This is a genomic window from Pedococcus ginsenosidimutans, assembly GCF_039544395.1.
GTDB lineage: Bacteria > Actinomycetota > Actinomycetes > Actinomycetales > Dermatophilaceae > Pedococcus > Pedococcus ginsenosidimutans.
On the sequence record NZ_BAABLO010000013.1, the window covers coordinates 134265 to 157072 of the forward strand.

Sequence of the window (22808 nt, forward strand, 5' to 3'; positions counted from 1 at the left end):
CAGCGCGGTGGGGCGCGGTGGGCGGAGGGCTCAGGCCTGCCCCTCGGGCTCGTGCTCGGGGGTGACGACCGTCGTGAGCCGGTCCTCGGTGTACTTGGCGGTCCACCGGGCGTGGACCTGCTGGATGGGGACCGCATTGAGGTGGTGGAGCTTCTCCCTGCCGCGGCGCACGGTCACGACGAGGTCGGCCTCCTCGAGCAGGCGAAGGTGCTTGCTGACCCCGAACCGCGTCATCGGCGTGTGCTCGACCACGACCTCCTCGAGCTCGCCGAGGGTGCGCCCGCCCCGCTCCCGGAGGGTGTCGAGCAGCAGGCGCCGGGTTGGGTCCGCCAGGGCCTTGAACACGAGGTCGTCCTGCACCCCGTCGACGTTAGGTGACTATTTGGTCACATGTCAACGAGTGGTCGCCGCAGGGATGATGGGCGCATGCCTGCCCCCGATGCCACCCAGCGAGAAGCCGCCCGCAAGCTCGAGCTCGTCAAGGGCATGCGCGAGGTGGAGGAGGCGATCCTCGCCCGCGCACCCGAGCACGACCTCCAGCCGAGCCTCGACCGGATCGCCGCGGTGATGGAGCTGCTCGGCGACCCTCAGCGCACCTACCCGGTCATCCACCTCACCGGCACCAACGGCAAGACGTCGACGACCCGCATCATCGACACGCTGCTCACCGAGATGGGCCTGCGGACCGGGCGCTTCACCTCACCCCACCTGCACAGCGTCCGGGAGCGGATCGCGCTGGCGGGGGAGCCGATCAGCGCCGAGAAGTTCCTCGCCGCCTACGAGGAGGTGCTGCCCTTCGTGGAGATGGTGGACGCGCGCTCGCTCGCCGAGGGCGGCCCGCGCATGACCTACTTCGAGGTGCTCGTGGCCGTGGCCTATGCCGCGTTCGCCGACGCCCCCGTCGACGTCGCCATCGTGGAGGTGGGCCTGGGCGGGAGCTGGGACGCGACCAACGTCGCCGACGGCTCGGTCGCCGTGGTCACGCCGATCTCGCTCGACCACCAGCACTTCCTCGGCAACGACGTCGTCGACATCGCCACCGAGAAGTCGGGGATCATCAAGACCGACGCGGTGGCCGTCATCGGGACGCAGGAGCCCGACGTCACCCAGGTGCTCGTCGAGCGCGGGCAGGAGGTCGGCGCGCGGATGACGTTCGAGGGCAACGACTTCGGGCTGCTGAGCCGCGAGGTGGCGGTGGGCGGGCAGCAGATCTCGGTGCGCGGCCTGGGTGGTGACTACGAGGACCTGTTCCTGCCGCTGCACGGCGCGCACCAGGCCCACAACGCCACGCTGGCACTCACCGCGGTCGAGGCCTTCCTCGGCGGTGGGGAGCAGCGGCTCGACCCCGACATCGTCCGGGCCGGGCTGGCGCGCGCTGCCTCGCCCGGCCGCCTCGAGATCGTGCGCCGCTCGCCCACGGTCATCGTGGACTCTGCCCACAACCCGGCCGGCGCGCTGGCGCTGCGGCAGGCGCTGGAGGACTCCTTCACCTTCGCGAAGGTCGTCGGTGTCGTGGCCATCCTGAAGGACAAGGACGCCACGGAGATGCTCGAGGCGTTCGAGCCGGTCTTCGACCACGTCGTGGTCTCGCGCACCACCTCACCGCGGGCCATGCGCCCGGACGACCTCGGCGAGCTCGCCCGCGACATCTTCGGCGACGACCGGGTCACCGTCGTCCAGGACCTGCCGGACGCCCTCGACGTCGCCGCCGGGCTGGCCGACGAGGGCGGCATGAGCGGCGGGGTCGTGGCCACCGGCTCGGTGACCACGGCGGCCGAGGTGCGCATGCTGCTGGGCAGCACCGCGGTCTGAGGCGCGGCGTCCCGGGGCGGCGCAGGCGGTCCGGGGCGGCGTACGCGGTCCGGCGCGGCGTACGCGGTCCGGCGCGGCGTACGCGGTCCGGTGCGGCGTACGCGGGGTGGTCCGGGGCGGGCGCCGTGAGGAGCCCACCCCGGGGGTCGGCTACTTCTTGCCGATCGACCCCACGTCGCTGTGGTTCTTGGCGTCGGCCTTCGCGTGCTTCTCGGCGCGCTTCTCCTTGATGGACTTGCTCGCCTTCTTGGCCAGGTGTTGTCGGGGTGACTTGTCGGCCATGGCTGTGCTCCCAGCGCTAGGAAGCCTGAGTGGCTCCGTGCACTGACACTACGCCCGTCGGCACCGAATACCCTCGTCCCATGACCCCTCTCGCCAAGCTGGTCCTGCTGGTGGCCCTGGTCGCCGTCGCGTTCTGGCTGCTGACCAAGTTCCGGGACAACGGACGGAACCGCCGGTGAAGGGAGTCGTCCTCTACGGCAGCCTCGGCAAGTTCACCTGGCGCATGCTGGCCACGGTGCTGGCGGGGCAGGGGATCGTGGTGTTCCTCGGGGCGCTGGTCGCCCGGGGGATCGCCGACGCACGGGGCGATGCGACCGGGAGCGCGTGGCTCTGGGTCGGGGTCGGGCTGGCGGTGCTGTGCTTCCTCGCCGCCGGGCTCATGCGCAGGCCGTGGGGCGTGACCCTGGGCTGGCTCATCCAGGCCGCCACCTTCGCCGCCGGGTTCGTGGTCCCCGCGATGGTCGTCGTCGGGTTCATCTTTCTGGTGCTGTGGGTGGGTTCGCTGGTGGTCTGCCACCGGGTCGAGCGGGAGCAGGCCCGGCGGGAGCGGGAAGCCGCCGCGACCTGAGCGCCTCGAGTGGGGCGGCCAGCGGCAGCCACAGCTTGGCCGGCCAGATGGCGAGCCGCTCGGCGGCGCCGGACCAGTGGTCCGCGCCGAGCAGGACGGCGAACGTCACGGCCCCGAGGACCGCCGCCACCCCGAGCGCGGTCCCGACCACCCGGATCCGCCCCGTAGCGAGCCACCGCGCGTGCAGGAGCAGGGCGAGCGGCTGGGCCACGAAGACCGGCAGCGCCACCACGGAGTGCAGCGTCGGGTGGGCGTCGACCGGCGCCAGGCCGACGCCGACCGAGAAGGTCCCGGCGACCACCCAGAGCCAGCCGACCACCCGTTCCCGCGGGGTGCCCGTGCGCAGGAGGGGTGTGGCACCGAGCGCCTGGAGGGCGCCGAACGCCACGAAGACGACGTTCATGGCCCACGGCGCCGACGAGCAGCCGGATGCCGCGGGGGAGCTGCAGCCGGTGCCGAGGGCGCTGATCGTGTCGTCGGCCAGGGAGTAGCGGACGCCGGCCAGGAAGGCGAGCAGGACCTCGGCGGCGAGGTAGCCCGGCTGGGCCAGCCATGCGGCATACGGGACCGCCCGCCCGCGCCCACCCGTCCCTCGCACACCGCGACGCTAGCGGGTGCCTGCGGCTGGGTAGGCTGACGCGCGTGACGACGCAGATCGAACGTTCCCTGGTCCTGGTCAAGCCCGACGGTTTCGCCCGCGGCCTCTCCGGCGAGGTCCTGCGCCGCATCGAGGCGAAGGGCTACACCCTCGCCGCGCTCGCGGTGACGACCCCCACCCGCGAGCAGCTCGCGGAGCACTACGCCGAGCACGAGGGCAAGCCCTTCTACGAGCCGCTGGTGGAGTTCATGTCGAGCGGCCCGGTGACGGCGATCGTCATCGAGGGCAACCGCTGCATCGAGGGCTTCCGAGCCCTCGCCGGCGCAACCGACCCGACGGCGGCGCTGCCGGGCACGATCCGTGGCGACCTCGGCCGCGACTGGGGCAAGAAGGTGCAGGAGAACATCGTGCACGGCTCCGACTCCCCGGAGTCGGCCGCCCGCGAGATCGCGATCTGGTTCCCCGGCCTCTGACGTCCCGGCCCGCGGCGCCCACCGTCCGCGGGTCCTAGCCGGTCTCGACGTCGTCGAGGCCGCTGATCACCACCTCGAGGAGCGCGGCCAGCTGGTCGCGCTCCTCGCGCTTGAGCCCCGCGAGCACGTCCGACTCCACGACGTTGGCCTCGCGCACCGCCGCCTCGAACAGCTCCCACCCCTGCCTCGTCAGCTCGACCAGGACCCGGGTGCGGTTGGCGGGGTCGGGGGAGCGGCGGACCAGCCCGCGCTCGGTCATCTTGTCCAGCCGGTGCGTCATCGACGAGGCCGCCACGTTGCCGGCGTCCGCGAGCTGCGTCGGGGTGACCGGGGCGCCCTCGGACGTCGCGAGGAAGGCGATGACCGACCACTCGCCGTGGGAGAGGTCGAGGTCGGCCAGCTGGCGCGTGTACCACTGGTCGAGCTTGTGGCTCAGTGAGTTGACCGCCGTGATGACGCGCTGCACCGACTCGTCGCCGCCTGCCGCCACGTAGCTGGCCACCGCGTCCTGGTACTGCTCCCGGACCGTGCGGGCCTGCCGCTTCCTCGCTGCCATGGCGTCATCCTCGCATGCTAGTCTTTCGAAATCGAAATATTTGAACTCGAAGAACTGTTGACCAAGCAATGCGCACCCGTCTGTTGATCCTCGCCTCCGCCGTGGCCATGCTCGGCTGGGGCACCGTCCTGCCCTACCAGTACGCCTACGCCGCCACCACGCGCGGCTGGGGCTCCCTCGTCGCCGCCGCGGCGTCCAGCCTGTTCTCCGTGGGCGCCCTGCTGGCAGCGCCGATCGGCGGCCGGCTCGCCGACCGCCTGTCGCCCGTGCTCGTCGCGGTCGCGTCCAAGGTCGTCGCCGCAGCGGGTGCGGCCTCGCTGGTCTGGGCCGACAGCCCGACGGCGTTCCTCGTCGGGATGTTCGTATTCGGCCTCGGCATCACCGCCGCGGGTCCTGCCCAGTCGGTGCTGGTGCTGCGCTGGGTCGGCGGCAAGGACCGCCGCCGCGTCTTCGCCTGGCAGTTCACCGGCCAGGCCCTGGGCATGGCCGTGGGCGCGTTCGCCGCCGGGTACGTCGTCGACCTCGACAGCCACGACGGCATGTGGCCGGCCTTCGTCACCGCCGCGGCCGGGTTCCTCCTGTCCGGTGCCCTGCTCGTCGTCGCCGGGCTGGCGCGCTGGGGCCGCGAGCCGGGCATGGGCAAGGACTCCGAGCTGGTCCGCGACACCACGCGTACGGCGGGTCCGCGCGAGGCCCTGCGCGCTGTCTGGTCGATCCCGGCGCTGCGCTGGACGGCCCTGGTCACCGTGACCCTCGCGCTCGGTTTCTACGCCCAGTTCGAGTCCGGCCTGCCGGCCTACGCCCTCACCGTGCTGCACGTCGAGGAGACGACGATCGGCCTGGCTGCCGCCGTCAACTGCGTCGTCATCATCGCCCTGCAGATGCTCGTCGTGCGCCTCACCGCGCGTCGCAGTGGCGCGGCCCTGCTCATGGGCGTCGGGGCCATCTGGACGCTCTCGTGGCTCGTGCTGGCCGCGGCCTCGCTGGCCCCCGAGCTGTCCGCCGTGCTCTTCGTGACGACCTTCGGCATCTTCGCCGTCGGCGAGACGATGTACGCACCCGTGCTCAACCCGCTCACGGCCAGCCTGGCGCCGTCGGGCCTGGTCGGCACCACCCTGGGGATGTTCACCGCCCTGCAGACCGGGTTCTCCGCCGTGGGGCCGCTGGTGGCAGGCGTCATCCTGGGTGCGGGCCTGGGCGGCCTGTTCATCGGCGTCCACGTGGCCATCAGCCTGCTCGCCGTGTTCGGGGCCTGGCGGCTGCGGGCGGTCCTCAAGGCCCCGGCGGCTGCCCCTCGCCCGGTGGAGACCGCCCAGCTCGTCGCCTGACGGCACCCCACCGGCGCGGCGACCGGGCGGCTCCGTGCGCCCCGCGTAGCATCGCGGCCGTGGGCACGACGAGGAGCTGGACGTCGCTGGGCAGGGACCTCGCGATCGACCTCGGGACCGCCAACACCCTCATCTACGAGCGCGGCCGCGGTGTCGTCCTGGACGAGCCGTCGGTCGTCGCCGTGGAGGCCGGCACGTCGTCCCTGCTGGCCGCCGGCACGCGCGCCAAGGAGATGCTCGGGCGCACGCCCGGCCACGTCCGGGCGGTCCGCCCGCTCAAGGACGGGGTCATCAGCGACGCCGACGTCACCGAGCGCATGCTCCGCTACTTCGTCGACCAGGTGCGCCCGTCGCGGCTGTTCCGTCCCCGGATGGTGGTGTGCGTACCCAGTGAGGTCACCGGGGTGGAGCGGCGTGCCCTCGAGGACGCCGCCGTGCGGGCCGGTGCCCGCCGCGTCTACGTCATCGAGGAGCCCATGGCTGCTGCGATCGGCGCCGACCTGCCGGTGAACGACACGGCGGCCTCCATGGTCGTCGACATCGGGGGCGGCACCACGGACGTGGCCGTCATCAGCCTCGGCGGCATCGTCACCTCGCGCTCCCTGCGCGTGGGCGGCGACGAGATCGACGAGGCGATCATCGCCCACGTCAAGAGCGAGTACTCCCTGCTGCTGGGCGAGCGCAGCGCCGAGGACATCAAGGTCGCGGTCGGGTCGGCGTTCCCACTGCGCGAGGAGACCAGCACCCGCGTCCGCGGGCGGGACCTCGTGACCGGACTGCCCAAGACCGTGACGGTCACGAGCAGCGAGGTGCGCCGGGCCATCGAGGGTCCCCTGCTGCAGGTCGTGGAGCTGGTGCGGGCCACCCTGGACGTCTGTCCGCCCGAGCTCGCCGGCGACGTCCTCGACCGCGGGGTCACCCTCACCGGCGGGGGAGCCCTGCTGACCGGCCTCGACGAGCGGCTGCGGCACGAGCTCGGGGTGCCCGTCCGCGTCGCCGACGACCCCTTGCGCGCGGTGGTGCGGGGTTCCGGGCGGTGCGTTGAGGAGTTCGGGACCCTCGAGCGCGTGCTCGTCGACTCGCGCCGTCTCTGACCCATGCCCCGACCCGACACCCGACCGCGCCGCTTCGCGACAGCCCTGGTCGCGCTCACCGTGGTCGCCGCCGGCCTCGACCTGGCCGGAGCGCCCGGCCCCGGCGCGGTACGTGCCGCCGGAGGCGCCGTCCTCGGCCCGCTGGAACGGCTCGTGTCACGCGGCACGGGCTCCGGGCCGTCGGCAGCTGCCCGGGACTCGGTCAGGACCGCCACCGACGCCGACCTCGACCGCGCGCACGGCCTGGAGGCCGCGGCGTACGCCCGGCTGCTCGCGGCGCCGGAGACCCGGAGCCGCCGGTTCGTCGCGGCACGGGTCGTGGCCGTCGGACGGGTCGGTGCCGGGGGACCGGAGCGGGTCACCATCGACGCCGGCTCGCGGGACGGCGTGCGCGCCGACGTCGCCGTGGTCGACGCGGACGGGCTCGTGGGACGCGTCGTCTCGGTGTCGCCGTGGACGGCCGACGTGCTGCTGCTCGGTGCCGCCGACCTCACCGTGTCGGTCAGGGTGTCGCCGTCCGGCGTCCTCGGGTCGGTCGGCAGCGGCGCCCAGGGCAGCCGTCGGCGCCCGGCCGGCCAGCTCGACCTCAGCGCCGTCCAGCGTGGTCGCCTCACGCGTGGGGACGCCGTGACCACGCTCGGTGGCCTCGACGGCGGTCCGTTCCCACGCGGGCTGCGGGTGGGGACCGTGGCCGGCGTCGACACCGACCCGGCCCAGCTCGTGCCGGGCGCCTCCGTCACCCCGGCAGCGGACCTGGCAGCCCTCGACGTCGTGGGCGTCCTCGTCGGGTCGCCCCGCACCACGCCCCGTACCCCTGCGACCGGGGCCGCCGGGTGAGCGCGCCGGCCGCCCTGCTGCGCGCGGTGCTCGTCCTCGTGGCCGCCCTGGCCCTCGCCACCCTCGGCTCGCGGACGTCGGTGCTGCTGCCGGACCTGGTGCTGCCGGTCGTCGTGGCCGGGGCCCTGCGCTCAGGCACCGGCGGCGGCCTGCTCCTCGGGCTCGCCGCCGGCTGGGTGGTCGACCTCGTCCCTCCCGGTGCGGCCGTGCTCGGCACCGGGGCGCTGGCGTATGCCGCGTGCGGGCTGCTCGCCGGCGCGGGACGCCGTGAGGGGGTGGTCCCGTGGGGCTGGGTCGCAGCGGTCGGTGGCGCCGCCTCGGCCGTGCTCGCCGCGTGCCGGGTCGCGGTGGCGGTGGCCACGGGCGCGCCGGTGTCGCTGCCGACCGTGGCAGGTTCGTTCGTGCTGACCACCACCCTGTGCGCACTCGTCGTGCCCGTGCTCGTCAGGGCCGAGCGCCGCCTCGCCGCGGGGCGGCCGGCGTGAGGGTGCGTCGCCCGTGGGTGGGGCGCAGGCGTGCGCGGGTGGTCCGCCCACAGCCCCCCGCACTGGCCGTGGGCGGGACCCTCCGGCGCCCCGACCAGCACCTGGCCCGGGTCTGGGTGTTCGGGCTGGTCGCCCTCAGCCTCATGGGCACCCTGCTCGGCAGGCTCGGCCAGGTCCAGGTCGGTGACCACGAGGACTACGCCCGGGCCGCCACGACCGTGAACACCCGGACGGTGGTCGAGGCCGCCGTCCGCGGCAGGATCCTCGACCGCCACGGCACCCCGCTCGTGGACAACACGACCGAGACCGTCGTGACCGTCTCGCGCAAGGTGCTGGCCGACGCCCCGGACGGCGGGCACGCGCTCGTGGCCCGCGTGGCAGCGGCCCTGCACCTGCCCGTCGCCCAGCTCTGGGGTCGCACCCAGCTCTGCGGCACCCCCGGTGCCCCGGCCGCGCCGGTGTGCTGGGGCGGGTCGGCCTACGTCCCCGTGCCGCTCGTCACCGGCGCCGACCCCCGGCTGGCCCTGGGCCTGCTCGAGCGTCCCGACCTGTTCCCGGGCGTGGCCGTCGTTGCTCTGCCCGTGCGCGACTACCCGGCGGTGGCGTCGGTCAACGCGGCGCACGTCCTCGGCTACCTCGGGCGCTCCGACGCCGAGGAGGTGGCCCGCTCCGGCGGCCTGGTCGGCGACCTCGACCTGGTGGGACGCGCCGGCCTGGAGGAGCAGTACGACGCCCAGCTGCGGGGGGTGCCCGGCCGCGAGACCGTGGCCGTGGACCCGCGTGGCGTCGCGACCTCGGTGGTCTCGAGCACCCCCGCCGTCCCCGGGAGCGACCTGGTGACGAACCTCGACGCCCGGGTCCAGGCAGGTGCCGAGCGGGCCCTGCGCGACGCGGCGGCCGCCGCGCACCGGCGCGGGCTCGCCGCCGACTCCGGCGCCGCGGTGGTCCTCGACGTGCGCACCGGCGCGGTCGTCGCGGCAGCAAGCTACCCGGCGTACGACCCCCGGGTGTGGACGGGCGGCATCTCCACCCGCGACCTCGCCGGCCTCACCGACGCCGCCGCCGGGACGCCCCTGGTGTCCCGCGTGACGGCAGGCGCCTACCCGCCCGCCTCGACCTTCAAGGTCGTCAGCCTCCCCGCGGCCGTGGCCGCCGGGAACTCGCTGCGCGGCACCTACGACTGCAGCTCGAGCTACACGATCGGCACGCGGCGCTTCGCCAACTTCGAGTCCCGTGCCTACGGGCCCATCAGCCTGCGCAAGGGCATCGTCGTGTCCTGCGACACGATCTTCTACGACTTCGCCTACCGGTCGTGGCTGGCCCAGGGTGGGCTGTCGGCGCGGACCGACGCGGCCGACCCGTTCGTCGCGGCGGCCACCGGTTTCGGGCTCGGCAGCCGCACGGGGGTGGACCTGCCCGACGAGCAGGCCGGCCGGATCCCCGACCGGGCGTGGAAGCTGCGGACGTGGGAGGCGACCAGGGCGGACACCTGCGCACGGGCCCGGTCCGGCTACCCGGAGGTCGCGACCAAGGACCCGGGCCGCGCGGCCTACCTCGAGCAGCTGGCGGTGGAGAACTGCCGGACCGGCTTCCAGTTCCGCGCCGGGGACGCGGCCAACTTCGCCATCGGCCAGGGCGACACGACCGTCACGCCGCTGCAGATGGCGCGTGTGTACGCCGCGATCGCGAACGGGGGCACCCTGGTCACCCCTCGCGTCGCCGCGGGTTTCGAGGCTCCCGGGGGACGGCTCCAGCCGCTGCCGGCGCCGTTGACGAGCCGTGTGCAGCTGCCCGCCGGGACGCTGGCGTTCCTCCACGACGCCCTGCAGGGGGTCGTGGAGGAGGGCACCGCGAAGGAGGCGTTCCGCGGGTTCCCGCTGCGCCAGTGGCCGGTCGCCGGCAAGACCGGCACGGCGGAGGTGTTCGGTGCGCAGGACACCTCGTGGTTCGTCTCCTACGCCCCGGCGAACCGGCCGCGGTACGCCGTCGCCGTCGTCGTCGCCCAGGGCGGGACCGGGGCCACCACCGCGGCCCCTGCCGCACGGGAGATCCACGACGTGCTCCGTACCCTGCCGTCCCCGTAGGCGGATCCCCGCTCGTCCCGGCCGAGGTGAGACCCCGTCGGGGCACTCAGTAGGCTGCCACCATGGCTGACTTCGACGTCGTTGTTCTCGGTGCTGGTCCTGGTGGGTACGTCGCGGCGATCCGCGCCTCGCAGCTCGGCCTCAGGGCCGCGGTGGTCGAGTCCAAGTACTGGGGCGGTGTCTGCCTCAACGTCGGGTGCATCCCGTCCAAGGCGCTGCTGCGCAACGCCGAGCTGTCGCACATCCTCCAGCACGAGAAGGACAAGTTCGGCATCGAGGGCGACGCCACGATGTCCTACGGCGTCACGCACGCCCGCTCGCGCTCGGTGTCGTCCGGCATCGTTAAGGGCGTCCACTTCCTCATGAAGAAGAACAAGATCACCGAGATCGACGGGTGGGGCACCCTGACCAGCCCCACGTCGATGGACGTGGCGCTGAACTCCGGTGAGAAGCAGTCGATCACCTTCGACAAGCTCATCATCGCGACCGGTGCGACGACGCGCCTGATCCCCGGCACGACGCTGTCCGACCGCGTCGTGACCTACGAGGAGCAGATCCTCACCGACCAGCTGCCGGGCTCCATCGTCATCGCCGGCTCGGGCGCCATCGGCGTCGAGTTCGCCTACGTGATGAAGAACTTCGGCGTGGACGTGACGATCGTCGAGTTCCTCGACCGCATGGTGCCGACCGAGGACGCCGAGGTCTCCAAGGAGCTGCTCAAGCACTACAAGAAGCTCGGCATCACGGTGATGCTCTCGACGAAGGTCGAGTCGATCGACGACAGCGGCGAGAAGGTCAAGGTGACGGTGTCGCCGGCCGCCGGCGGCGAGTCGAAGGTCATCGAGACCGACAAGGTCCTGCAGGCGATCGGCTTCGCGCCGCGCCTCGAGGGCTACGGCCTGGAGAACATCGGGGTCGCCACCGAGCGCGGTGCCGTCGTCATCGACGACCACTGCCGCACGAACGTCGAGAACGTCTACGCGATCGGTGACGTGACCGGCAAGCTCATGCTGGCCCACACCGCCGAGGCCCAGGGCGTCGTCGCCGCCGAGACGATGGCCGGCGCCGAGACCATGCCGGTCGAGTACGACTTCATCCCGCGGGCCACCTACTGCCAGCCGCAGATTGCCTCGTTCGGCTACACCGAGGCACAGGCCAAGGACAAGGGCTACGACGTCAAGGTCGCCAAGTTCCCGTTCTCGGCCAACGGCAAGGCGATGGGGCTCGGCGACGCCGTCGGCTTCGTGAAGGTCGTGGCCGACGCCACGCACAACGAGATCATCGGCGCCCACCTCATCGGCCCCGACGTCACCGAGCTGCTGCCCGCGCTGACCCTGGCCCAGAAGTGGGATCTCACGGCCGACGAGGTGGCGCGCAACGTGTTCGCCCACCCGACGCTGTCCGAGGCGGTCAAGGAGGCCGTCGAGGGCATCGCCGGCCACATGATCAACCTCTGAGCGAGTCCGGTCCCGTGCCCCGCGTCAGCCTGCCCATCACGACCGAGCGGCTGACCCTGCGCAGCTTCCGCCCCGGCGACGAGGACGACGTCTTCGCCTACCGGTCGGTGGCGTCGGTGGTCCGCTACATCCCGGGTGAGCCCAAGACCCGCGAGCAGGTCGCCGACCTGGTCGCGGAACGGGCGACCGCCGGGCGCATCGAACTGACCTCGCCGAACCTGACCCTCGCGGTCGAGCTCGACGGCCGGGTCATCGGCGACGTGCTCATCCTGCTCGAGGGGCTCGACGGCAAGGACGAACGGCAGGCGGAGATCGGCTGGGTGTTCGCCCCCGACGTCGCGGGACAGGGGTATGCCACCGAGGCGGCCCGCGCGATCACCGAGGCGGCGTTCCGCGAGGTGGGCGTGCACCGCGTCTGGGCCCAGCTCGAACCCGAGAACACCGCGTCCGCGCGCGTCTGCGAACGCCTGGGCATGCGGCGGGAGGCGGTCTTCGTCAAGGCGTCCTGGTTCAAGGAGCGGTGGACAGACCTCGCCGTCTACGCCCTGCTCGCCGACGAGTGGCCCGCGGGAGGGCAGTCCTGAGCCCGGGCGCCCCGGAGGTCGAGGCCGGAGTCGAGCCGGTCGCCGCGGCCGACCGGGCCCCGGCCCGCCCGCCGGCAGCTCGCCGCAGGCCTCCTCTCCCGGCCCTCACCGGCCTGCGGGCGCTCGCCGCGCTGTGGGTGGTGCTCTTCCACTACCGGACCGACCTCGAGGCGCTCGCCCCCTGGCTGGCGCCGTTCGACCGGCTCCTCGCCGCCGGGTACCTCGGCGTCGACCTCTTCTTCCCCCTCAGCGGCTTCGTGCTCGCGTACAACTACGCCGACGTGCTCCGCTCGTTCTCCTGGCGCAGGACGCGGGCTTTCGTGCAGAACCGGTTCGCGCGAGTGTGGCCCGTGCACGTCATCACGCTCCACGTCGACCTGGCGATGGCCGTCGCGGCCGGCGCCCTCGGCGTCGGTGAGGGCGGTCACCGGCGCACGGGGGAGGCCTACGTCCAGAACCTGTTCATGGTGCACAACTGGTGGAACGACCGGCCCAGCTTCAACGGCCCCGCCTGGTCGATCAGCTCCGAGTGGTTCGCCTATCTGTTGTCGCCGCTGCTGTTCCTGGCCGTCGGCAGGGTCCGACGGGCGCGGACGTTCCTCCCGCTCGCGGCGCTCGCGTACGCCGCGATGCTCGGTACCTATGCCCTGTTCGCCCTGCCCAACGGCAACCTGGAGCACCTGTTCTTCGTCCGCATCCTCGGGGAGTTCCTCGGCGGCGCGTTCCTCTGCCTGGCCTGGGTACGGGGCGGCCGCTCGCTGCGCCGGCTGCTGCCGTTGCTCCCGCTCGGGCTGCTCGTCGTCGCGCTCGTGCCCGGCGCCTCGTCGGGCGACTACTGGATGGCGCCCGTGCTCGGGGTGTCGGTCGCGGCCCTGGCGGCGTCCTCCGGCTGGACGGCGCGCTGGCTCTCCACCACGTGGATGGTGGCGGCGGGGGAGGCCTCCTACTGCCTGTACATGACGCACTACCTGCTCCAGCCGGTCGTGCGCGGCCTGCGGCAGTGGGGCGACGACGCCTGGTGGTCGGCCGCCCTCGCGCTGCTCGCCGTCATCGCCGCCCTGGGCGCCGCGGCGTGGCTGCTGCACGTGGCCGTCGAGCGCCCGGCCCGCCGCCGCCTCTACGCCCGCACCTGACCACACAGCCGGGCTGGGTGCGGAACTGCTCGCGGCACCCCGTCCGTGGTGGCCGCCGACGGGCAAGCTGGACGGACGCGACCCGCGTCCCGAGCAACCGGGCGGTAACCGCGGACCTACGTCACTGAGCGCGTTCCGTGCCCAGTGACGTAGGTCCGGCTCACCACCCCTTGGCGCCGTCCGCCGCACCAGGGGCGGGCAGTGGCGGGGTCACTGGAGCCGCGCTGTCAGACCCTGGCGCGATCGTGGTCCCCGAGGGCTTCTGGAGAAGGCCTTCAGCGGACGGGGGCAACAGTGGGGGAACTGGAACTGGCGGGGTACCTGGTCAGGTCTCGGCGGCGAGCGCGGCTGAGCCAGCGCGAGATGGCCCAGAGGCTGGGTCTCGCCCACTCGACGTTGGCCAGCTACGAGCGCGGAGCCCGACGAGTGCCCGAGCAGGTGCTCGCCGGGGCCCTGTCGCTCGCGGGCCTGCGGCTGGCCGTGCTCGACGACGCCGGGCACGAGGTTCTGCCCTTCCCCGAGGACGCAGTGCGCGACAATGCAGGTCGACGCTTTCCCGCGCACCTCGAGGTCCAGCCTCCGGACCGGCTGCCGCGAGAGGCCATCAGGTCACCGCGGTACGACCGCCACCCGCCCCGGGCCTGGTACCACCTGAGGGGCACTGCGCAGGGCCCGGCCGAGGACGTGGGCGACCGGGAGCACCCCACGACCCTCGAGCTCGCCCTGAGACAGCAGCGACTGCGCGCGGCGCGGGCAGCGAGGAGGGCAGCGGGTCCTCGGAGCGTCGGACAGGACGATTAGGGCGGGCCGTGGGCCGCTGGTAGCCTTGGGACCGCCGTAGACCGGCCGCGGATCCAGAGCGCCCAGGTGAACCAGCCCTGAGGCACCGCGCAACGATTCCACGAAGGAGCAGTGTCGACCCATGCCGTTGAGCACCGACGTCAAGCAGAAGATCATGTCCGACTACGCCACGCACGAGGGCGACACCGGTTCCCCGGAGGTCCAGATCGCCCTGCTGACGCAGCGCATCCTCGACCTCACCGAGCACTCGCGCCAGCACAAGCACGACCACCACAGCCGCCGCGGCCTGCTCCTGCTGGTCGGCCAGCGCCGCCGGCTCCTGCGCTACCTCGAGAGCGTCGACGTCGAGCGTTACCGCTCGCTGATCAAGCGCCTCGGTCTGCGCCGCTGAACATCCGACAGGGACGGTCCTCCACGAGGGCCGTCCCTGTCGCATGGGGCCGGTTCCGACACCGGCCCGGTACGACCTGCACGCGCAGTCGCGTGCACGCACCACCCAGCACCACCAGAAGGAAGCCCGCGCACAACGACGATGCGCGTGGATGTTGAGAGATACAGAAGGAGGGCCCAATGGAGGGTCCAGAGATCCAGTTCGCCGAAGCCACCATCGACAACGGCAAGTTCGGCACCCGCACGGTCCGGTTCGAGACCGGACGCCTGGCCAAGCAGGCCGGCGGCGCCGTCGCCGCCTACCTGGACGAGGACACGATGCTCCTCTCCACCACCACCGCCGGGAAGAGCCCGCGCGAGGGATTCGACTTCTTCCCCCTGACCGTCGACGTCGAGGAGCGGATGTACGCCGCGGGCAAGATCCCCGGCTCGTTCTTCCGTCGTGAGGGCCGCCCCTCCACCGACGCGATCCTCACCTGCCGCCTGATCGACCGCCCGCTGCGCCCCACCTTCACCAAGGGCCTGCGCAACGAGGTCCAGGTCGTCATCACGGTGCTCGCGCTCAACCCCGACCACCAGTACGACGTGCTCGCCATCAACGCGGCCAGCGCCTCCACGCAGATCTCGGGTCTGCCCTTCTCCGGCCCGATCGGTGGCGTCCGCGTCTCCCTGATCGACGGCCAGTGGGTCGCCTTCCCGAACTTCTCGGACATCGAGCGCTCGACGTTCGACATGGTCGTCGCCGGCCGCATCGCGGGTGACGACGTCGCCATCATGATGGTCGAGGCCGAGTCCACCGAGTCCACCTGGGACCTGGTCAAGAACGAGGGCAAGCAGGCCCCGACCGAAGAGGTCGTCGCCGAGGGCCTCGAGGCCTCCAAGAAGTTCATCAAGGTCCTCTGCGAGGCCCAGGCCGAGCTGGCGAGCAAGTCCGCCAAGCCCGTCCAGGAGTTCCCGATCTTCCTCGACTACGAGGACGACGCGTACGCCGCCGTCGAGGCCGCGACCTCGGACGACCTGACGCAGGCGCTCACCATCGCCGGCAAACAGGAGCGCGAGGAGCGCATCGACGCGATCAAGGAGGCCGCCAAGGCCTCCCTCGCCGGTGAGGGCAAGGAGTTCCAGGGGCGCGAGAAGGAGATCTCCGCCGCCTACCGCTCCGTGCAGAAGAAGCTCATCCGCCAGCGCATCCTGCGCGACAAGGTCCGCATCGACGGCCGTGGCCTCGCCGACATCCGCGCCCTCGGCGCCGAGGTCGAGGTCCTGCCGCGCGTGCACGGCTCGGCCCTGTTCGAGCGCGGCGAGACCCAGATCATGGGTGTCACCACGCTCAACATGCTCCGCATGGAGCAGCAGCTCGACACCCTCTCCCCGGTGACGCGCAAGCGCTACATGCACAACTACAACTTCCCGCCCTACTCCACCGGTGAGACCGGTCGGGTGGGTTCGCCCAAGCGCCGCGAGATCGGCCACGGCGCGCTGGCGGAGCGGGCGCTCATGCCCGTGCTGCCCACGCGTGAGGAGTTCCCCTACGCGATCCGCCAGGTGTCCGAGGCCCTCGGCTCCAACGGCTCGACGTCCATGGGCTCGGTCTGCGCCTCGACCCTGTCGATGCTCAACGCCGGTGTGCCGCTGCGCGCCCCGGTCGCCGGCATCGCCATGGGCCTGGTGTCCGACGAGGTCGACGGCCAGACGCAGTACGCCGCGCTGACCGACATCCTCGGCGCCGAGGACGCGTTCGGTGACATGGACTTCAAGGTCGCCGGCACGCGCGAGTTCGTCACCGCCATCCAGCTCGACACCAAGCTCGACGGCATCCCCGCGTCGGTCCTGGCCGGCGCGCTGACCCAGGCCCGCGACGCGCGCCTGCACATCCTCGACGTCATGAACGAGGCCATCGACACCCCGGACGAGATGAGCCCCTTCGCTCCTCGCGTCATCGCGGTGCAGGTCCCGGTCGACAAGATCGGCGAGGTCATCGGGCCGAAGGGCAAGATGATCAACCAGATCCAGGACGAGACCGGCGCGCAGATCTCGATCGAGGACGACGGCACGGTCTACATCGGTGCGACCGACGGCCCGTCGGCCGAGGCGGCGCGTGCGATGGTCAACGCCATCGCCAACCCGCAGATGCCGGAGGTCGGCGAGCGATTCCTGGGCACCGTGGTCAAGACCACGACGTTCGGTGCGTTCATCTCCCTGCTGCCCGGCAAGGACGGCCTGCTGCACATCTCCGAGGTGCGCAAGCTCGTCGGTGGCAAGCGGATCGACAACGTCGACGACGTCCTGGCCGTGGGCCAGAAGGTCCAGGTCGAGCTCAAGGAGGTCGACCCGCGCGGCAAGCTGTCGCTGGCCGCCGTCCTGCCCGAGGGCGAGGGTGGCGAGTCCGCCCCTGCCGACGCAGCCGGTGACGACACCACCGACGCCGAGGCCACGTCCGGCGACTCGCACGAGTCCGGCGAGGAGCGCGGCGAGCGTCGCGAGGGTGGGCGCAGCCGCAACCGCCGTCGTCGCGGTGGCGAGCGTGGCGACCGGGGCGAGCAGGGCGACGCCCCCGATGGCGCGGCCACGGCCACGTCCGAGGACGCCAGCTGACGCAGTACCCACAGCACGTCCCGAACGGGCCGGCACACCTCACGGTGTGCCGGCCCGTTCGGCGTCAGGGAGTCAGGGGAGTCAGGGGCGTCAGGGGACGCCCGGTCCCGGGGCTGCGGTGCCCCGGGGGTTGCGCTCCGGCCCCGGGCGTCGAAGGCTGTGCCCATGGCTGATGAGCGGACGTTCGTGGTGGTCGGTGGGGGTCTGGCAGGGGCCAAGGCCGTCGAGGCGTTGCGGGACAAGGGTTTCGAGGGGCGGCTGGTGCTGTTCGCGGGCGAGGACCACCTGCCGTACGAGCGACCGCCGCTGTCGAAGGACTACCTCAAGACGGGGGAGGGCCTCGACAACGCGTTCGTCCACGACCGTGACTGGTACGCCGCCCACGACGTGGACGTGCGCACGGGCACCGTGGTCGCCGCCCTGGACCGCGACGCCCACGAGGTCGTGACCGAGGGCGGCGAGCGACTCCACTGGGACCGGCTGCTCCTGGCCACCGGCAGCTCCCCTCGTCGCCTGACCCTGCCCGGGGCGGACCTCGACGGGGTACTCAGCCTGCGCACCATCGAGGACAGCGACCGGCTCCGCGAGGCGTTGCGCCCCGGGCAGCGGCTGGTGCTCATCGGTGGGGGCTGGATCGGGCTGGAGGTCGCCGCCGCGGCCCGGGAGGCCGGCGCCGACGTCACCGTGCTGGAGACCCTGGACCTGCCCCTCGTGCGCGTCCTGGGGCCGACCGTGGCCCAGGTGTTCGCCGACCTGCACCGGGAGCACGGCGTCGACCTGCGCACCGGCGTGAGCGTCGAGGAGATCACGGGGGAGGACGGCCGTGTCGCCGGGGTCCGGCTGGGCGACGGGACGACGGTGCCGGCCGACACGGTCGTCGTCGGCATCGGTGCGGCCCCCAACGTCGGCCTCGCGCAGGGGGCCGGCCTCGAGGTCGACAACGGGGTGCTCGCGGACGCGGTCGGGCGGACGAGCGACCCCGACGTCTTCGTCGCCGGCGACGTCGCCAACGTCGAGCACCCGTTCCTCGGTCGCCGGGTCCGGGTCGAGCACTGGGCCAACGCGCTCGACCAGCCGGCCCTGGTCGCCGCGGCCATGCTCGACCAGCAGGGTCCTGAGCCGCAGCTGCCCTTCTTCTTCAGCGACCAGTACGACCTGGGGCTGGAGTACCACGGGCTCGGCAGCCCCGACGACGAGGTCGTGGTCCGGGGCGACCTGGCCGGTCGGGAGTTCCTCGCCTTCTGGCTGCGGGACGGGGTGGTCACCGCCGGGATGAACGTCAACGTGTGGGACGTCGGCGACGCCGTCAAGGGCCTGATCCGCTCGCGCACCCGGGTCGACCGGGCGAAACTTGCCGACGCCGATGTGCCCCTGGAGAACCTGACCTGACCTTTACCTTCTGGACGCCTTCCATACCTCCTCAAGGGCATCTGTCCATGTTTGACTGCACCCTTGGCGCCGGGCCCGCATCCATGGGCGGCGCTTTCTTCGGGAACAACTCGGGTGTGGAGGACTGCTGTGCGCGAACGCCGCAAGCAACTGATGGGGGCGGCGGGCGCGATCGCGCTCACCGCTGGTGTGGTCTCCGTGGCGACGGGTGCGCAGGCCGCACCGTCGCCGACGGCCAGTGTCGTGATCAACGAGGTGTACGGCGGAGGCGGCAACACCGGCGCCACCTACAAGAACGACTTCGTCGAGCTGGTCAACACCGGCACGGCGCCGGTGAAGCTCGACGGCTGGTCGGTGCAGTACGCGTCGTCGACGGGGACGAGCTTCCAGGCCACCGGGCTCAAGGGCACGCTGCCGGCCGGGGCCACCTACGTCGTCCGTGAAGGGGCCGGCGCGGGTGGCACCACCGAGGTGCCCTACGACGTCGACGGCTCGATCGCGATGGCCGCAGGCGCCGGCAAGGTGGCCCTGGTCAGCGCCGCCCAGCCGCTGCCCAGCTGCACGATCAAGACGGGCACCAACCCCTGCTCGGCGCTTCCGCAGGTCGTCGACTTCGTCGGCTTCGGCTCCGCGGCCAACGACTACGCGGGGACCGGTCCCACCGCCACGACCAGCGCGACCTCGGGCGCCTCCCGCAAGGCCGCCCCCGCGCCGGTGAACACCGCCGACAACAAGGCCGACTTCGCCCTCGCGGCCCCGAGCCCGACCGCCTGTGGTGACGCGTGCACCCCGGCCCCCACCGGGCCGCGGACGGCGACGATCGCCGAGGTCCAGGGGCCCGGCGCGACCTCGCCGCTCGTCGGTGAGACGGTCGCCGTGGAGGGCGTCGTGACCGCTGCGTACCCCACCGGTGGCTTCAACGGCTTCTTCCTCCAGACCCAGGGCACCGGCCCCGAGCCGCGCACCGACGGTGCGTCGGACGGCGTCTACGTCTTCCAGCCCGGGACGCTGTCGCCCGAGGCCGTGGTCGGCAACTTCGTCAAGGTGACCGGCAGGGTCAGCGAGTTCGGCGGCCTCACCGAGATCTCCACCACGGCGTCCGACGTCGTCGACGCGGGCAGCGAGTTCAGCCCCGTCCAGGCGCTCACCACCGGGTGGCCGACCAGCGACAGCGCTCGTGAGTCCATCGAGGGCATGCTGTTCCAGCCCACCGGCGCCTACACCGTCACCAACACCTTCGGCACCAACCAGTACGGCGAGGTCGGCCTCGCGGTCGGCACCACGCCGCTGCTGCAGAACACCGAGGTGGCCAAGCCCGGCAGCGCCGAGTCCGCCGCCGTCGTGGCCGACAACGCCAAGCGCCTGGTCACCCTCGACGACGGTTCCTCGACGAACTTCACGGCGAGCAGCTACTCCGCCTCGACGTGCGGTGCCCGACCGGTGCCGTGCCTGCTCAACGCGGACAAGACGCCGGCCTACGTCTCCACGACCAAGCCTGTCCGCGTCGGTGCACCCGCCACCTTCACGGCTCCCGTGGTCGTGGACTACCGGTTCAACCTGTGGCGCTTCCAGCCGACCGCCCAGGTCGTCGGCCCGGACAACGCCACCTCCCCGGTGACGTTCGCGAACACCCGGACCGCGGCGCCGGACGAGAAGGACCTGAGCCAGCTCGGCACCCCGGACCTCAAGGTCGCCTCGTTCAACGTGCTCAACTACTTCACCGACCTCGGTGACGCCGACCCGTCCTGCGTCGCCTACTACGACCGCGACAGCAGCGGGGACACCGTGCGTGACGGCTGCGACCGGCGCGGCGCGTGGGACGCGGCCGACCTCGCCCGGCAGACGGAGAAGGAGGTGTCGGCGATCAACGCGCTCGACGCCGACGTCGTCGGGCTCATGGAGGTCGAGAACTCGGCCCAGTTCGGCCACTCCCGCGACGAGACCCTGTCGCGGCTCGTCGCGGCGCTCAACGCCAAGGCGGGCGCCGGCACCTGGGCGTTCGTGCCCTCGTCCACCGACCTGCCGCCCACCTCGCAGCAGGACTTCATCACCACGGCCATGATCTACAAGCCGGCCACCGTGATGCGCGTCGACCGCTCCCGCGCGCTGGGCGAACAGAGCGGCGACGGCCAGGCCTTCGTCAACGCCCGCGAGCCGATCGCGCAGACGTTCAAGAAGAAGACCGGCAAGGGCGACAAGTTCCTCTTCGTGGTCAACCACTTCAAGTCCAAGGGATCGGCGGGCCCCTTCCCCGGTGACCAGGACAGCGGTGACGGCCAGGGTGCCTCGGTGACCAGCCGCATCCTGCAGGCGCAGGCCCTGCGCGACTGGGTGCCCGGCGTCGCCGCGGAGTACGGCGCCAAGGCCATCGTGATGGCCGGGGACTACAACTCCTACACGATGGAGGACCCGCTCGACGTCCTCTACAAGGCGGGCTACACCGACGTGGGCTCGACGTTCGACCCGGGCCGGTACTCGTACTCGTTCTCCGGCCTGTCGGGCTCGCTGGACCACATCCTCGTCAACGAGGCCGGGCTCAGGATGTCCACGGGTGCCGACCACTGGAACATCAACTCCGGTGAGTCCGTGGCGCTCGAGTACAGCCGGTACAACTACCACTCGACCGACTTCCACGACCCGGGCCCCTACCGGTCCTCGGACCACGACCCGGTGGTGCTCGGCCTCAAGGCCTTCGTGAAGTAGGACGTCCGTCCCCGCGACCACGTCGCGAGGACCGACGGAGTCGTCGATGGCGGGTCCGGGCCCACGGGGTCGGGCCCGCCATCGCTACGCTGGCGGACGTGAGCGCGACGACGAAGGTGGCAGTCATCGGGGCATCCGGACGCATGGGCGGCGAGGTGTGCCGGGCCGTGGAGGCGGCCGACGACCTCGAGCTCGTGGGCCGGTTCGACCAGGGCGACGACCTCGGCGACCTCGCCGGGGCGGACGTCGTCGTGGAGTTCTCGGTCCCGGACGCCTCGCCGGGCAACGTCGCCCACTGCGTCGACCGCGGGGTCGACGTCGTCGTGGGCACGACCGGCTGGGACGACACGCGGCTGGAGTCGTTGCGGGGCACCCTCGCAGAGCACCCGGGGGTCGGTGTGCTCATCGCCCCCAACTTCGCCATCGGCGCGATCCTCGTGATGCGCTTCGCGCAGGAGGCGGCGCGCTTCTACGAGTCGGTCGAGGTCATCGAGCTGCACCACCCGGCCAAGGTCGACGCGCCCTCGGGCACCGCGGCCCGGACCGCCTCGCTGATCGGCGCCGCCCGGGCCGAGGCAGGTCTCGGCGACGTGCCGGACGCCACGACGCAGGACCCCGGTGGCGCGCGCGGCGCCCGGGTCGACGGCGTGCCGGTGCACTCGGTGCGGCTGCGCGGGCTCGTCGCCCACCAGGAGGTGCTGTTCGGCGGCGAGGGGGAGATGCTCACCCTGCGCCACGACAGCTTCGACCGCAGCTCGTTCATGCCGGGTGTCCTGGCCGGGGTCCGGGCCATCGGCGACCACCCGGGCCTCACCGTCGGGCTCGAGCACGTCCTCGGGCTGGACGACTGAGTGCGCGAGAAGGTCACCGCCCTCGTCACGCTCGTCGTCCTCGCCTTCTACGCGGCCACGATCGGGTGGCGCGGTGTCGAGCTCGTCGCCGACGGCCGCCCCGTCGCGGTGCTGCTCGGCCTCGCCGTCATCCTCGTGCCGCTGGTCGCCCTGGCCGCGATGCTGCCGCTCGTGCGGGTGGCCCGGGACGGGGCCCGGATGATGGCCCAGGCCAACGCATCCGGCGCCCACGGCGACTGGGCGCGCGAGCTCGAGCGCGCCGAGGAGTGCCGCGTCGCCCGCGACCGCAAGGGCGAACAGGCGCACTACCGCGCCGCGGTCCGGGCCTGGCGGGCCTCGCGGGCCTCGCAGGCCGAACAGGGCTGACCAGCGCCGCCGCGCGGCATACGGTGGGCCCATGCACCGTTCACGCATCGGCATCGTCCTCATCGACCACGACGGCGAGCACTACGACGCCAGCCTGGCGTTCTGGGCGGGGGTGCAGGGGACGCGGCCGCGCCCCGACGGTGCGTACGCCTCCGTCGGGGAGGTGGGCACCCTCAACCTCGAGGTGCAGCGACTGGAGTCCGGCGGCCCGCGCATCCACCTCGACATCGAGTCCGACGACGTGCCGGCGGAGGTGCACCGCCTCCGGCTGCTGGGCGCGACGGTCGTGGAGGAGCGCCAGGGCTACGTCGTCATGCAGGACCCGGGCGGCGTGGTGTTCTGCGTCGTGGGCATTCAGACCGGCGACCGGTTCGTGGAGGACGCCCTCGAGTGGCCGTGACCCGCTGACGGGACGCCGTCGG

Annotated in this window: 23 protein-coding genes; 19 read left to right on the forward strand and 4 right to left on the reverse strand. The window is 72.6% G+C overall.

Features of this window, described 5'->3' with window-relative positions:
- Positions 1-30: 30 nt before the first annotated feature.
- Positions 31-360: an ArsR/SmtB family transcription factor gene (locus ABEA42_RS17530; protein ID WP_345505168.1), complete on the reverse strand. Its 330-nt coding sequence runs from the start codon at positions 358-360 to the stop codon at positions 31-33.
- A gap of 66 nt (positions 361-426) precedes the next feature.
- Here ABEA42_RS17530 and ABEA42_RS17535 point away from each other — a divergent pair, with 66 nt between their 5' ends.
- Positions 427-1812, forward strand: coding sequence for a bifunctional folylpolyglutamate synthase/dihydrofolate synthase (locus ABEA42_RS17535; RefSeq protein ID WP_345505169.1), 1386 nt, complete (start codon positions 427-429; stop codon positions 1810-1812).
- A gap of 150 nt (positions 1813-1962) precedes the next feature.
- Here ABEA42_RS17535 and ABEA42_RS17540 read toward each other — a convergent pair whose 3' ends face one another.
- Entirely contained in the window at positions 1963-2094 is a 132-nt protein-coding gene (locus ABEA42_RS17540; protein WP_345505170.1) for a hypothetical protein, read from the reverse strand.
- 175 nt (positions 2095-2269) lie between these two features.
- Between ABEA42_RS17540 and ABEA42_RS17545 the strand changes: the two genes are divergently transcribed.
- Positions 2270-2662 (forward strand): DUF4233 domain-containing protein, encoded by a 393-nt coding sequence (locus ABEA42_RS17545; RefSeq protein WP_345505171.1) that lies wholly within the window; start codon positions 2270-2272, stop codon positions 2660-2662.
- Here ABEA42_RS17545 and ABEA42_RS17550 read toward each other — a convergent pair.
- Positions 2568-3260, reverse strand: coding sequence for a DUF998 domain-containing protein (locus tag ABEA42_RS17550; RefSeq protein ID WP_345505172.1), 693 nt, complete (start codon positions 3258-3260; stop codon positions 2568-2570). The two genes, ABEA42_RS17545 and ABEA42_RS17550, sit on opposite strands and share 95 nt — an antisense overlap.
- A gap of 44 nt (positions 3261-3304) precedes the next feature.
- Here ABEA42_RS17550 and ndk point away from each other — a divergent pair, with 44 nt between their 5' ends.
- Positions 3305-3733 carry a nucleoside-diphosphate kinase gene (gene ndk / locus ABEA42_RS17555; protein WP_345505173.1) on the forward strand — a complete coding sequence of 143 codons (429 nt, stop codon included), beginning with the start codon at positions 3305-3307 and terminating at the stop codon, positions 3731-3733.
- 34 nt (positions 3734-3767) lie between these two features.
- On the opposite strand, the gene ABEA42_RS17560 is transcribed toward ndk, so the two are convergent.
- Positions 3768-4289 carry a MarR family winged helix-turn-helix transcriptional regulator gene (locus tag ABEA42_RS17560; RefSeq protein ID WP_345505174.1) on the reverse strand — a complete coding sequence of 174 codons (522 nt, stop codon included), beginning with the start codon at positions 4287-4289 and terminating at the stop codon, positions 3768-3770.
- Between the two features lie 68 nt (positions 4290-4357).
- On the opposite strand from ABEA42_RS17560, the gene ABEA42_RS17565 reads away from it, so the two are divergent.
- The 16 genes from ABEA42_RS17565 (at position 4358) to ABEA42_RS17640 (ending at position 22786) form a co-directional block, all read left to right on the forward strand.
- A complete protein-coding gene (locus ABEA42_RS17565; protein ID WP_345505175.1) occupies positions 4358-5617 on the forward strand; it encodes an MFS transporter in 1260 nt (419 codons plus the stop codon).
- A 50-nt stretch (positions 5618-5667) separates the two neighbouring features.
- Entirely contained in the window at positions 5668-6711 is a 1044-nt protein-coding gene (mreB, locus tag ABEA42_RS17570) for a rod shape-determining protein (RefSeq protein WP_425572114.1), read from the forward strand.
- Between the two features lie 3 nt (positions 6712-6714).
- A complete protein-coding gene (gene mreC / locus ABEA42_RS17575; protein ID WP_345505177.1) occupies positions 6715-7548 on the forward strand; it encodes a rod shape-determining protein MreC in 834 nt (277 codons plus the stop codon).
- A complete protein-coding gene (locus ABEA42_RS17580; protein ID WP_345505178.1) occupies positions 7545-8033 on the forward strand; it encodes a hypothetical protein in 489 nt (162 codons plus the stop codon). Before mreC ends, ABEA42_RS17580 begins: the two co-directional genes overlap by 4 nt.
- A 38-nt stretch (positions 8034-8071) precedes the next feature.
- Positions 8072-10117: a penicillin-binding protein 2 gene (gene mrdA, locus ABEA42_RS17585; protein WP_345505179.1), complete on the forward strand. Its 2046-nt coding sequence runs from the start codon at positions 8072-8074 to the stop codon at positions 10115-10117.
- 62 nt (positions 10118-10179) lie between these two features.
- Positions 10180-11574 carry a dihydrolipoyl dehydrogenase gene (gene lpdA / locus ABEA42_RS17590; RefSeq protein WP_345505180.1) on the forward strand — a complete coding sequence of 465 codons (1395 nt, stop codon included), beginning with the start codon at positions 10180-10182 and terminating at the stop codon, positions 11572-11574.
- A 14-nt stretch (positions 11575-11588) separates the two neighbouring features.
- Entirely contained in the window at positions 11589-12158 is a 570-nt protein-coding gene (locus tag ABEA42_RS17595) for a GNAT family N-acetyltransferase (RefSeq protein ID WP_345505181.1), read from the forward strand.
- Positions 12134-13291 carry an acyltransferase family protein gene (locus ABEA42_RS17600; RefSeq protein WP_345505182.1) on the forward strand — a complete coding sequence of 386 codons (1158 nt, stop codon included), beginning with the start codon at positions 12134-12136 and terminating at the stop codon, positions 13289-13291. Before ABEA42_RS17595 ends, ABEA42_RS17600 begins: the two co-directional genes overlap by 25 nt.
- 294 nt (positions 13292-13585) lie before the next feature.
- Positions 13586-14092 (forward strand): helix-turn-helix domain-containing protein, encoded by a 507-nt coding sequence (locus ABEA42_RS17605; protein WP_345505183.1) that lies wholly within the window; start codon positions 13586-13588, stop codon positions 14090-14092.
- A 121-nt stretch (positions 14093-14213) separates the two neighbouring features.
- Positions 14214-14483, forward strand: coding sequence for a 30S ribosomal protein S15 (gene rpsO, locus ABEA42_RS17610; protein ID WP_056884706.1), 270 nt, complete (start codon positions 14214-14216; stop codon positions 14481-14483).
- A 179-nt stretch (positions 14484-14662) separates the two neighbouring features.
- Positions 14663-17077: a polyribonucleotide nucleotidyltransferase gene (locus ABEA42_RS17615; protein WP_345505184.1), complete on the forward strand. Its 2415-nt coding sequence runs from the start codon at positions 14663-14665 to the stop codon at positions 17075-17077.
- Between the two features lie 165 nt (positions 17078-17242).
- A complete protein-coding gene (locus ABEA42_RS17620) occupies positions 17243-18466 on the forward strand; it encodes an NAD(P)/FAD-dependent oxidoreductase (RefSeq protein WP_345505185.1) in 1224 nt (407 codons plus the stop codon).
- A gap of 129 nt (positions 18467-18595) precedes the next feature.
- Positions 18596-21169: an ExeM/NucH family extracellular endonuclease gene (locus ABEA42_RS17625; RefSeq protein WP_345505186.1), complete on the forward strand. Its 2574-nt coding sequence runs from the start codon at positions 18596-18598 to the stop codon at positions 21167-21169.
- A 98-nt stretch (positions 21170-21267) separates the two neighbouring features.
- Positions 21268-22020 carry a 4-hydroxy-tetrahydrodipicolinate reductase gene (gene dapB / locus ABEA42_RS17630; RefSeq protein ID WP_345505187.1) on the forward strand — a complete coding sequence of 251 codons (753 nt, stop codon included), beginning with the start codon at positions 21268-21270 and terminating at the stop codon, positions 22018-22020.
- Positions 22021-22386 (forward strand): hypothetical protein, encoded by a 366-nt coding sequence (locus ABEA42_RS17635; RefSeq protein WP_345505189.1) that lies wholly within the window; start codon positions 22021-22023, stop codon positions 22384-22386.
- Positions 22387-22417: 31 nt separating this feature from the next.
- Positions 22418-22786, forward strand: coding sequence for a VOC family protein (locus ABEA42_RS17640; RefSeq protein WP_345505190.1), 369 nt, complete (start codon positions 22418-22420; stop codon positions 22784-22786).
- The last annotated feature ends 22 nt before the right edge of the window (positions 22787-22808 follow it).